Raw genomic sequence first — 11,937 nt, 5'->3', positions numbered from 1 at the left:
GGGTGGGGTGACTAGCACCGGACGTCAGCGTTGCCCCCACCCCGACGCTGCGCGTCGACCCTCCCCACAAGGGGGAGGGTTAAGGGAGCTCAACGCCCGCCGATGACGCCGATATAGTCGGACACCCAGCGGTAGTAAGGCACGCACTGGTCGTTCTGGGTTGCGCACTTGGAGACCGGCGTCTTCCAGAACTTGATCTTGTCGAAGTTCTCGTAGCCGTTGGTCTTGCAGCCTTCCTCGCCGAGCAGCTCGTTGCCCTTGCAAGCAGCGGGCACGACCGGGAGCGAGCCGAACCAGGCCGAGACGTCGCCCTGGACCTTGGGCGACAGCGAATGCTCGAGCCACATATAGGCGCAGTTCGGGTGCGCGGCGTCGGCCTCCATCATGGTGGTGTCGGCCCAGCCGGTGACGCCTTCTTCCGGCACGGTCGAGGCGACCGGCTTCTTGGCGGCGACCAGCGTGTTGACCTGGTAGGGCCATGAGCCGGAGGCGACGACGCCTTCGTTCTGGAAATCGTCGACCTGGATGGCGGCGTCATGCCAGTAGCGACCGACCAGCGTCCGCTGAACACGCAGCAGTTCGAGTGCGGCCTTGTACTGGTCCTCGTTCAGTTCGTAGGGATCCTTGATGCCGAGTTCCGGCTTGTGGAACATCAAATAGTTGGCGGCGTCGGCGATGTGGATCGGGCCGTCATAGGCCTGGACGCGGCCCTTGTTGGACTTGCCGTCCGGCAGGTTCATTTCCTCGAAGACGACGTTCCAGCTCTTGGGCGCTTCCTTGAAGACATCGGTGTGGTACATCAGGATGTTCGGGCCCCACTGATAGGGAACGCCGTAATGCACCTTGTCGACGGTGAACCAGGGCGCATCCTTCAGACGGTCGTCTACCGCCTTCCAGCTCGGGATGAGATCGGTGTTGATCGGCTGCACGCGCTTGCCGGCAACGAGGCGCAGCGATGCGTCACCCGAAGCGGTGACTAGATCGAACCCACCCTCATTCATCAGCGAGACCATCTCGTCGGAGGTGTTCGCGGTCTTGACGTTGACCTTGCAGCCGCTCTCCTTCTCGAAGGAGGTCACCCAGTCATAGCCCTTGTCGGTTTCGCCGCGCTCGATGTACCCCGGCCAGGCAACGATGCTGACCTCCCCTTCGCCCTTGCCAAGTTCCTTGACCTGGGCGACGGCCTGACCGGAAAAGGTCAGCGCGACCGTCAAGGCGGTGCACGTCTTCAGGAATGAATTCATCGTCAATCTCCCATTTTGGCGCCTGACTGCGAAGCGAGTCGCCGCCGCGGTCAGCCGCAGGCTGAAAAGCGTCAGTTCATCCGATGGCACGTTGCCGCTCTGATGGCGGCTTTCGTCCCTGACATGAAAAGTGCTCGGAAAATTCCGGTTTCGCAAATTCATTTATCAGAAACGCGATATCGGTTTTTCCGATAGATAACCACGCACCCTATCAACGCTGCTGGCGTACCATACGCTGCGACTGGGCAAGGCCGATGAAGTCGCGCGACGCCTGCGGCAGACCGGAGCCGCGGCGCCAGACCATGCCGACCTGGACGACCGGCAGGGAACCCGAAATGTCGCGCGATTCGATGCGGTCGCCTTCCAGCGACCACGGCCGGTAGACTAGGTCGGGCAGCAACGCCACGCCCGCACCTGTGGCGACGAGGCTGCGAACGGCTTCGACCGAGCGGGTGCGAAAGGCGACATGCGGCCTGGCGCCGATCGCCGCCAGAAGCTTGCCGGTGTTCTCCTCGATCTCGTCGACGGTCAGCATGATCAGCGGCTCGCCGGCAATGTCGCCTATGCCGATAATGTCGGCGCTGGCCAGCTTGTGGCCGAGCGGGACCCACAGCCGGTAGGCCGAGACCTCGAGGATTTCCGACTGCAGCGCGGTGCGGTCGCGCAAATTGGAGGTGACCATGACGGCAATGTCGAGCTTGCCGCCGATCAGCAGATGTTCGAGATAGTCGCCATTGTCCTCGATGGCCGAGACATCGACGCCGGGATAGGCGCGGCGGTAGCGCGCCAGCAGATCGGACAGCACATAGCCCGCGACCAGCGAGGTGACGCCGAGCTGCAGCCGCCCGCCGGCCACCACCTGGTCGTCGGAAAAAGCGCGGCGCGCGTCGGAGACGTCGGCCAGGATCTTGGTCGCATGGCGCAGGAACTGGTGGCCTTTGTGGGTAATGTTGAGGCCACGCGGATGGCGCTCGAACAATTCGACGCCGAGATCGCTCTCCAGCTCCTTGATCGCCTCGGTGACCGAGGATTGCGAGATGGAGAGGTTTTGTGCGGCGCCCGACACCGTGCCTTGCTCGGCGACGGCAATGAAGAACTGCAGCTGGCGGATGGTGAAAGCCATGGCCGGACTAAACACCGGCGCGCCGGGGAAGGAAAGCCGAAGGCGGAGCTTATACCCATACGGCTTGAGGCGCCTCCTGGTCAGCCGAACCCGAGGCGCCGCCGGCAGGCTGAACCGTAGCGCAGCGCGAGCATGAACGCCGTCTCCAGCGCCATGACGATGACGATGATGCGAAAGCCGATGGCATAGGAATCCCGGCCGCTGCCGCGCATAAGGTAGCCGGTGACGAGGAAGCCGGTGTTCCATAGCGTGGCGCCGAGCAGCGTCGCCGCCGCGAAGGGCAAGAGTGGAAGACGGAGCGCGCCGGCCGCGATCGGCAGATAGTTGCGAACCGTCGGGATGAACTGCGCCAGCAAGGAGACCCGGACATGATGGCGGCGATAGGCCTGACCAAGCTTGCTGTAGGTCGCATAGCGCAAGCAGACATATTTGCCGAAACGCTGGACCAGCCTGTCGGCACGATCCAAGCCAATCCGACGACCCAAACTATACCAGACAAGGCAGCCTGTGATGGCGGACAGCGTCGTTACCAGAAGCAGGATCGCCAGCGCCGGGAGATCGGGGGCTGCCGTCATGCCGAGGAACAGCAGCAGCACATGCGAGGGCGGCAGCGGCAGGATCTTTTCTGTGAAGGCGAGGCAGGCGACGCCGAGCAGGCCGAAGCCCAGGATCGCCGACAGTGGATCAGTCATGCGAAGCGCCAGTCATAGGTTTTGAGGTTCTTGATCCTGGACACCTTATACACCGTCATACACCGTCGCCGGCGGAAAGTTGCGGAATGTCCGGCCAAGCCGGGTCGGCTTCCAGGTCGGAGCGCGCAAGCGTCCAGGCCATGAGGAAAGACAAGGCATCGTTTGCAGCATGGTGGCCTCATTGCTGATGCGGGCGATTCGCCCGGCCCGCATTTCGACGAGGCGCTGTTTGCAGCTGCCAAGTTGCATGGACATTGCGAAGAGCGGGATGTGTGAAAAAGAAATTCTTCCCCCACAATGACATCTTCTGCGGCCGGCGACGCGGCGCGCATGATGCACAACATCGCCTTCGCGGCTCGGGTGGCGGCATGGCCGGGATTGCGGCGCACCAGCCGCTGGTATTTGGCTAGGCGGCAGCGATGCTGAGGCGCGCTCCAGCCTCGGCAAGTGCCGAGGCAATGTCGCGCGGCGGCGGCTGGTCGGTGGCGAGTTCGGAAAAACCGTCGAAGCCGCAGACCTGGACTAGACCCTGGCGACCGAACTTGGTGTGGTCGGTGATGACCAGCGAGCGCTGGCCGCGCGACAGCACCATGCGGGCGAACTCCGCCTCTTCCAGATCGTAGTCGGCAAGGCCTGCGGCGGCATCGACGGCGCCGATCGAAATCACCGCATGGCTGACCGAGAAGCGGCTGACGAAATCGATCGCCGAGGCGCCGAAGGCGGCTCCGGAATCGCTGCGCAATTCGCCGCCGGCCATATAGACCTTGTTGCCGTTGACGGTGGCCAGCGTGCGGGCGATATCGGACGAGTTGGTGACGACCGTCAGCCGCCGGTGGCCGAGCAGTTCGCGGGCCAGGAACGAGGTCGTGGTGCCGGTGTCCAGCATGACCGATTCACCGTCGCGAATGGTGGCAGCGACCATGCGGGCGATCAGCCGCTTGGCCTCGGCATTGTCGCGCATGCGCCGCTCGAAGGGCGCTTCGCCGGCCATCGACGGCAGGCCGATGGCGCCATGCATCTTGAGCACCGAGCCATTGCCGGTCAGTGGCTTGACATCCCGGCGCACCGTTTCAAGCGAAACCCCCAGCCGGTCGGCGAGGCTGGCAATGGTGACGGTGCCCTCTTCCTTGAGGAGGCGGAGGATTTCGCCATGCCGTTTCGAATGGATCATCTGGCTTCCTGAATTTTGCGGCCTGCCCGGTTTTAGGGCAATGCCGCCGTTTTTAAAGGAATTGCTCGTGGTTTCGGGCAAAACACCCAAAAAAAGTCACAACATTTCATTGACAGTTAGGTAGCACTGGCGTGACATTGACGGCGTGACAGCTTCGGAACTGCCACGGGAGGGTGATGGCAGAGCCGCAATTCACGGACCGGACCGTCTGGCCAGACCGTCTGGGTTTGAACTGGCACAAAAGTTTCTCAAATCCGCGGGGGCGGAGACCGGGTATCAAAACCTGGCCAGAGGGGCTCGTCGGTGCGGCGCGGGATAGGAGTTCCTGCGTCCCGCACCGACGAGATTTTTGCGTTTCCCAACGCTCGTTGCGCGGCGCATGGCGCCCAAGAAAGCTCCGCAAAAGTCAGGGATGGTCCCGTGACTGCTGAAGACCGCATCCGGGCCTTGCCCTGCTGGAACGGCAACATCGACATTGCGCCGCTGCCGGGCGGCCTCAGCAACGCCAATTATCTGGTCAAGGACGCAGCCGGGCGGCATGTCGTGCGCTTCGGCCAGGACTATCCATTTCACCACGTCTTTCGCGACCGCGAGGTGATGACGGCCCGCGCGGCGCACGCCGCAGGCTTCGCGCCGGCGGTCCGCCATTCCGAACCCGGCATTATGGTCACGGAATTCCTCGGCGCGAAAACCTTTGTCGCCGAGGATGTGCGCGCCAATATCGGCCGCGTCGCAGCCCTTATGCGCGGGTTCCATCGCGAGATGCCCAATCACATCTCCGGCGCCGGCTTCATGTTCTGGGTCTTCCATGTCATCCGCGACTATGCGCGAACGCTGAGCGAAGGCGGCAGCCGCAAGCGGGACGAGCTGCCCAGGCTGCTGGCGCTGGCCGACGAACTGGAGCGGGCGCAGAAGCTGCTGCCGATCGTGTTCGGCCACAATGATCTTTTGCCGGCAAATATCCTCGACGATGGCGACAGGTTGTGGCTCATCGATTTCGAATATGCCGGTTTCAACACCGCGATGTTCGATCTTGCCGGCGTTGCCTCCAACGCCGAGATGAGCGACGCGGAGTCCTTCACTTTCCTCACGGCGTATTTCATGCGCGAGCCGGATGAGGCGATCCGCCGCTCGCACGCGGCCATGCAATGCGCCTCGCTGCTGCGCGAGGCGATGTGGAGCATGGTTTCCGAACTTTACCTCGACGCGCCCGGCATCGACTACGTCGCCTACACCGCGGAGAACCTGACGCGGCTCGACGCGGCGCTGGACAATTACCGCACGAAGTACGGGACACAGTCATGACATTGCCTACACATGCCGGCATCGTCGTCATCGGCGGCGGCATTATCGGCTGTTCGACGGCCTATCACCTGGCGCGCGACCACAAGGCCGATGTCGTGCTGCTGGAACAGGGCAAGCTGACCTCGGGCTCGACCTGGCATGCGGCCGGGCTGGTCGGCCAGTTGCGCTCGTCGGCCTCGATCACCCGCGTGCTCAAATATTCGGTCGAGCTCTACAAGGGACTGGAAGCCGAAACCGGGCTCGCTACCGGCTGGAAGATGACCGGGTGCCTCAGGCTTGCGACCAATGCCGACCGCTGGACCGAATATAAACGGCTGGCGACGACGGCCAGGAGCTTCGGCATGGACATGCAGTTGCTGTCGCCAGGGGAGGTCAAAAAGGTGTGGCCGCTGCTGGAGACCAGCGACCTCGTCGGCGCCTCCTGGCTGCCGACCGATGGGCAGGCCAGCCCCTCCGACATCACGCAGTCGCTGGCCAAGGGCGCGCGCATGCATGGCGCGAAGCTGTTCGAGGATGTCCGCGTCACCGGATTTGACATGATGGACGGGCACATCACCGCGGTGAAGACCAACAAGGGCGACATTGCTTGCGACAAGGTGGTGAACTGCGCCGGGCAATGGTCACGCCAGGTCGGCGCGATGGCCGGCATTTGCGTGCCGCTGCAACCGGTCAAGCACCAGTACATCATCACCGAGAAGATCGACGGGCTGGCGACCGACGCGCCGACAATCCGCGATCCCGACCGCCGCACCTATTTCAAGGAAGAGGTCGGCGGGCTGGTGATGGGCGGCTATGAGCCGAACCCGCAGGCCTGGGCGACCGGCCTGCTCGGCGGCGATGTCCCCGATGACTGGGAGTTCCGCCTGTTCGACGACGACTACGATCATTTCGAACAGCATATGAGCCAGGCGATCGCGCGCGTGCCGGCGCTGGAGACGGTCGGCGTCAAGCAGATGATCAACGGGCCGGAGAGTTTTACGCCGGACGGCAATTTCATCCTCGGTGTCGCGCCCGAATGCGCCAACATGTTCGTCGGCGCCGGCTTCAACGCCTTCGGCATCGCTTCCGGCGGCGGGGCCGGCTGGGTGCTGGCGCAATGGGTGGTCGACGGTGAAGCGCCGCTCGACCTCTGGGTGGTCGACATCAGGCGCTTTTCCGGCCTGCATCGCGATCGGCAATGGGTCAGCGATCGCACGCTGGAAGCCTATGGCAAGCATTACACGATCGGCTTTCCACATGAGGAGTACGCCTCGGGTCGGCCGCGCATCGTCTCGCCGCTCTATGAGCGGCTGAAAGCGCACCGCGCGGTGTTCGGCTCCAAGCTCGGCTGGGAACGGCCGAACTGGTTCGCGCCGAAGGGCGCCAGACCCGAAGACATTTATTCCATGGGCCGGCAGAACTGGTTTGGCCCGGTCGGCGAGGAGCACCGCCATGTGCGCGAGAAAGTCGGCATCTTCGACCAGTCGTCCTTCGCCAAATACGAAATGACGGGTTCGGATGCGGCTAAGGCGCTGGACTGGATCTGCGCCAACGATGTCGCCAAGCCGGTGGGACGGCTGACCTACACGCAGCTTCTCAACACGCGCGGCGGCATCGAGGCCGATTTGACGGTGGCCAGGCTCGCCGAAGACAAATTCTACATCGTGACCGGCACCGGCTTCCGCACGCATGATCTCTCCTGGATCGGCGACCATGTCGGCAAGGGTCTCGACGTGACGCTGAAAGATGTCACTGAGGATTTCGGCACGCTGTCACTGATGGGACCGCGGGCCCGCGACGTTCTGGCTGCCGTGACCGATGCCGATGTCTCGAACGCCGCCTTCCCGTTCGGCCATATCCGCGAGATCACGACTGCCGGCCATACGGTTCGGGCGCTGCGCGTCACCTATGTCGGCGAGCTTGGTTGGGAATTGCATGTGCCGATCGCCGCCACCGGCGAGATTTTCGACACGCTGATGGCGGCAGGCAAGCCGCACGGCATCCGGCCGATCGGCTACCGGGCGCTGGAATCACTTCGGCTGGAGAAAGGCTACCGCGCCTGGGGCTCCGACATCACCCCCAACGACACGCCTCAGGAGGCCGGCCTCGGCTGGGCGGTGAAGCTGAGGAAGAACACCGATTTCGTCGGCCGGCGGGCGCTCGAAAAGATCAGCGGCGCCGACCTGAAGAAACGCTTTGCCGGCTTCACGGTCGACGATCCCGATATCGTGCTGGTCGGGCGCGAGACGATTTTGCGCAATGGCGAACCGGTCGGCTATCTCACCAGCGGCGGATATGGCTACACGCTGGCTAAGAACATCGGCTATGGCTATGTCCGCAACGCCGATGGCGTCAGCGACGATTTTCTCAGCTCAGGCGACTATGAGCTGGTGGTGGCGATGGAACGGACGCCGGCGAAGATCCATCTCGAACCGATGTACGATCCTTCGATGAGCAGGATCAAGGCATAGGCTGCGCCAGACTCAGCTCACGCGCAGCACAAGGCCGCGGCTGGGCACGGTGTCAGCCTCGCCCGGCATCGAAACATAAGGCGCAGTCTCCTCGGCACGAACGACCCTGACCTCAGCCGCGAGCGCAGCGATGCGATCGGCAAAGCCGGCGTTCCACAGCGTGTTCTTGATGGTCAGCACGATGACGCCACCGGGACGGCAGACGCGGATCAGTTCGTCCAGCCCCTCGGCGCCGACATGGCCGGAGGTGAAAACGCCGGCCGAGACGATGCCGGCATAGGCATTGTCGGCAAAGGGCAGTGGCCCGCCGAGCGCCAGGCAATGCAGCGCCGAATAGACGCCCTTTGCCGCCGCTTTAGACAGCATGCCTTGCGAAATATCGAGCGCTTCGACCTGGGGATAGCCGGTGATGGCCAGCCACTCGCCGATCAGCCCGGTGCCGGCGCCGGCGTCGAGAAGCGGTGCGGCGCCGCGCGGCAGATGCCGTGCGAGCAGGGCCAGGCAGATCGTCGGATGGCGGTAGCCGGCGGCCGACATGTCGGCATCGTAGGTTTCCGACCAACTGTCATAGATCGCGGCGACGTCCTCGGGCCGTTGCGCCGCATAGGCGGCGCCAAGCCCGCCATGATCCTTGTTGCTCGCCATGGCTGTTTCTCCGCCAGTTCGCTGCTCACCCTCGATCGGATGATAGCCAAACGGCGAAAACTGTGGAACCGTTGTCGCAAGAAATACACGGCCAAGGGCAACAGGCATGGGGACGGACGAGGCACGCGCAACACTTGCGGCAATTCCGGCATTGGCGGGCTACGACGGACCGCTGGAGCGGCTGGGCGGGATGACCAATCTCGTCTTTCGGGCCGGCGATATCTGCCTGCGTATCCCCGGCAAAGGCACCGAGGAGTATATCAACCGCGCCAATGAAGCGGTGGCGGCGCGTGAGGCGGCCAAAGCGGGCGTCAGCCCCGAAGTGCTGCATGTCGACCCCGCGACAGGCGTGCTGGCGAGCCGCTTCGTTGCCGGCGCCGTGACGATGTCGCCGGAAAAGTTCAAGCTGCGCGCCGGCAGCCCGGCCCGCGCCGGAGAAGCCTTCCGCAAGCTGCACACGTCCGGTGCGGTATTTCCGTTCCGCTTCGAGCTGTTTGCGATGATCGACGACTATCTCAAGGTCTTATCGACCAAGGAAGTCGCCTTGCCGCCGGGCTACCACGACGTGGTGCGCGAATCCGACACCGTGCGTGCGTCCCTTGCCGCGCATAGACTGCCGCTTGCGGCCTGCCATTGCGATCCGCTGTGCGAGAATTTTCTCGATACGGGCGAGCGGATGTGGATCGTCGACTGGGAATATTCGGGGATGAACGATCCGCTCTGGGACCTCGGCGACCTCTCGGTCGAAGGCCGGTTCCACACCGCGCAGGAGGAAGAGATGATGCGCGCCTATTTCGGCGGCGAGGCGAAACCGGCCGAGCGCGGCCGCGTCGTTATCTACAAGGCGATGTGCGACCTGTTGTGGACGCTGTGGGGGCTGATCCAGCTTGCCAACAACAACCCGGTCGAGGACTTCCGCGCCTATGCCGACGGCCGCTTCGCCCGTTGCAAGGCGCTGATGGAAACGCCTGAGTTTTTACGGCATCTGGCGGCGGTGCGCCAAGGTTAGGTCAATTCACGCCTTTCGGCACGTTCTCCGGCGGCACGACTGTTTCGACCACCTTCTGGCGGTGGAAGATGAACAGGCCGGCGAGCACGACGATGGCCGAGCCGATCAGGATGCGCGGTCCCGGCAGGTCGCCGAAGAAGGCCAGGCCGAAGATCACCGCCCATAGAAGCAGGCTGTAGTGCAGCGGCGCCAGCGTCGAGGCAGGGGCCAGTTTCAGCGCCCTGGTAATCATCAGATGCGCGCTGCAGGAGACGATGCCGAGCAGGAGCATGGCGCCGAAATCGAGTGCCGAGGGCGTCTGCCAGGCGCCTATGGTCATCACGCCGCCGACGAGCAGCGTGCCGATAGTCTGCCAGGTGACCAGCGTTGTGTCGCTGGTGCCGCGCAGGCGGCGGCTGAGGATGATGGCGAAGGCGAAGGCAATGCTGCCGACCAGTGCGAACAGCGAGGACTGCGAGAACGCCGCCGAAGACGGCTTCAAGATGATCAGCACGCCGCAGAAGCCGACCATGATGGCGGCCCAGCGGCGCCAGCCGACCTTTTCGCCGAGCAGGAAATGCGACAGCGCCGCTACATAGATCGGCCCGGCCATGTAGAAGCTCATCACGTCGGCAAGCGGAAGATAGACGACGGCGGCATAGAACAGCGCCGTGTCCGCCGTGGTCGCCAGCACGCGCAGAATCTGGAGGACCGGCCGCTCCATCCGGAACAGTCTGCGGGCGCCCTGGTTGGCGATCATCGGGCCGAGCACGATGAAGGCGCCGATGGATCGGATCAGCACCACCTGGCCGACAGAGAAGCTGGCGACCAGCCATTTGCCCATCGCGTCGTTCAGCGCGAACATGAAGTCGCCGGCCAGCATCAAGAGGATGCCGGCCAGAAGCGCGTTCCTGATAGTGAAGGTGCGGACGAGCGACTGGGCCATGCGGCTCCCTAGCTGCAAGCGGTCGCTTTGACGAGGCAAATCGGTAAGACCAGCGGCGGAAATCGGCTGTTTCTACGCAGTTTTGTGCCGCCGGTTCACCTGTCCGGGACGGCCGGCGATCGACAGCCGTGTCTCCTGTTTCGTGCGCTCGGCCACCACCTTGCCCCTGGCGACGACGCACAGCCGTTCGGCACGCAGCCTCAAGGCCTCGATCGGGTTGCCTGCATCGAGGATGACGAAGCTGGCGCGCTTGCCCACGGCAAGGCCGAGATGATCGAGGCCCATGATGGCGGCGTTGACATTGGTGACCATGTCGAAGCAGCGTGCCATGTCGGCAGGGCTCGACATCTGAGCGACGTGAAGCCCCATGAAGGCGACGTCGAGCATGTCGGCGGTGCCCAGCGAATACCAGGGGTCGAGAACGCAATCCTGGCCCCAACCGACGCGGATGCCGAGCGCCAGCATCTCCTTCACCCGGGTCATTCCGCGGCGTTTGGGAAACGTGTCGTGGCGGCCCTGCAGCATGATGTTGATCAGCGGATTGGGGATCGCCGACACACCGGCCTCGGCAATCAGCGGCAGCAGCTTGGAGACGTAGTAATTGTCCATCGAGTGCATTGAAGTCAGATGCGAGCCGGCTACCTTGCCCTGCAGGCCAAGGCGCTGCGTCTCATAGGCAAGCTGCTCGATGTGGCGCGACAGCGGATCGTCGGTCTCGTCGCAATGCAGGTCGACCATCAGCCCGCGCTTCGACGCGATTTCGCACAATTCGGTCACCGAGCGCGTGCCGTCGGCCATGGTGCGTTCGAAATGCGGGATGCCGCCGACGATGTCGACGCCCATGTCGAGCGCGCGGATGGTGTTGTGGCGCGCCGTCGGCGAGCGATAAAACCCGTCCTGCGGGAAGGCGACCAATTGCAGGTCGATATAGGGCGCGACAATCTTCTTGACGTCGAGCAGCGCCTCGACCGCGAGCAACCTGTCATCGCAGACATCGACATGGGTACGGATGGCGAGCAGGCCCATCGAGACCGCCCAGTCGCAATAGGCGAGCGCCCGCTCGCGAACCGCGTCATGCGTCAGGAGCGGCTTCAGCTCGCCCCATAGCGAAATGCCCTCCAGCAGCGTACCCGAAGCGTTGATGCGTGGAATGCCGTAGGACAGCGTGGCATCCATATGGAAATGCGGATCGACGAAGGGCGGCGAGATCAGATTGCCACGGGCGTCGATCGACGTGCCGGCGCTGACATGCAGTTCGGGCTCGATGGCGACGATCGTCTCGCCGATGATGCCGAGGTCGGCGACGGTGCCGTCGGGCAGCGTTCCGCCGCGCACAACAAGGTCGAAATCCATCTGTCGTCATCTCCCCGCAG

The 11,937-nt window shown here is 63.8% G+C and carries 10 protein-coding genes; 3 read left to right on the top strand and 7 right to left on the bottom strand.

The window, feature by feature from the left end:
- Nucleotides 1-89: 89 nt before the first annotated feature.
- The 4 genes from NLY36_RS18980 to NLY36_RS18965 all read right to left on the bottom strand — a co-directional run bounded on the left by NLY36_RS18980 (nt 90) and on the right by NLY36_RS18965 (nt 4,230).
- Nucleotides 90-1,244, bottom strand: a complete 1,155-nt coding sequence (locus tag NLY36_RS18980; protein ID WP_023736171.1) for an ABC transporter substrate-binding protein — start codon at nt 1,242-1,244, stop codon at nt 90-92.
- A gap of 211 nt (nt 1,245-1,455) precedes the next feature.
- The gene (locus tag NLY36_RS18975; protein ID WP_023673412.1) at nt 1,456-2,367 is read right to left on the bottom strand and encodes a LysR family transcriptional regulator; all 912 of its coding nucleotides are present in this window, start codon (nt 2,365-2,367) and stop codon (nt 1,456-1,458) included.
- 80 nt (nt 2,368-2,447) lie between these two features.
- Nucleotides 2,448-3,059: a DedA family protein gene (locus tag NLY36_RS18970; RefSeq protein WP_023712606.1), complete on the bottom strand. Its 612-nt coding sequence runs from the start codon at nt 3,057-3,059 to the stop codon at nt 2,448-2,450.
- Between the two features lie 406 nt (nt 3,060-3,465).
- Nucleotides 3,466-4,230 carry a DeoR/GlpR family DNA-binding transcription regulator gene (locus NLY36_RS18965; protein ID WP_023685103.1) on the bottom strand — a complete coding sequence of 255 codons (765 nt, stop codon included), beginning with the start codon at nt 4,228-4,230 and terminating at the stop codon, nt 3,466-3,468.
- 420 nt (nt 4,231-4,650) lie between these two features.
- Here NLY36_RS18965 and NLY36_RS18960 point away from each other — a divergent pair, with 420 nt between their 5' ends.
- Nucleotides 4,651-5,535 carry a phosphotransferase family protein gene (locus NLY36_RS18960; protein WP_023736174.1) on the top strand — a complete coding sequence of 295 codons (885 nt, stop codon included), beginning with the start codon at nt 4,651-4,653 and terminating at the stop codon, nt 5,533-5,535.
- Nucleotides 5,532-7,985 (top strand): GcvT family protein, encoded by a 2,454-nt coding sequence (locus tag NLY36_RS18955; RefSeq protein WP_023736175.1) that lies wholly within the window; start codon nt 5,532-5,534, stop codon nt 7,983-7,985. The genes NLY36_RS18960 and NLY36_RS18955 overlap by 4 nt, the downstream gene beginning before the upstream one ends.
- Before the next feature lie 12 nt (nt 7,986-7,997).
- Here NLY36_RS18955 and NLY36_RS18950 read toward each other — a convergent pair whose 3' ends face one another.
- Nucleotides 7,998-8,630, bottom strand: coding sequence for a class I SAM-dependent DNA methyltransferase (locus NLY36_RS18950; RefSeq protein WP_023698917.1), 633 nt, complete (start codon nt 8,628-8,630; stop codon nt 7,998-8,000).
- A 106-nt stretch (nt 8,631-8,736) separates the two neighbouring features.
- Between NLY36_RS18950 and NLY36_RS18945 the strand changes: the two genes are divergently transcribed.
- Complete coding sequence (locus tag NLY36_RS18945; protein WP_023736176.1) at nt 8,737-9,639, top strand: phosphotransferase family protein; 903 nt, start codon at nt 8,737-8,739, stop codon at nt 9,637-9,639.
- A gap of 1 nt (nt 9,640) precedes the next feature.
- Here the strand turns inward: NLY36_RS18945 and NLY36_RS18940 are convergent, their stop codons facing one another.
- Both NLY36_RS18940 and NLY36_RS18935 read right to left on the bottom strand, forming a co-directional pair.
- Nucleotides 9,641-10,564, bottom strand: coding sequence for a DMT family transporter (locus NLY36_RS18940; RefSeq protein ID WP_023692641.1), 924 nt, complete (start codon nt 10,562-10,564; stop codon nt 9,641-9,643).
- 72 nt (nt 10,565-10,636) lie between these two features.
- A complete protein-coding gene (locus tag NLY36_RS18935; RefSeq protein WP_023736177.1) occupies nt 10,637-11,917 on the bottom strand; it encodes an amidohydrolase family protein in 1,281 nt (426 codons plus the stop codon).
- Nucleotides 11,918-11,937: the final 20 nt, after the last annotated feature.

Source organism: Mesorhizobium sp. C399B, from assembly GCF_030323185.1.
Classification (GTDB): Bacteria; Pseudomonadota; Alphaproteobacteria; order Rhizobiales; family Rhizobiaceae; genus Mesorhizobium.
This window is presented reverse-complemented; position numbering and strand designations above follow the sequence as displayed.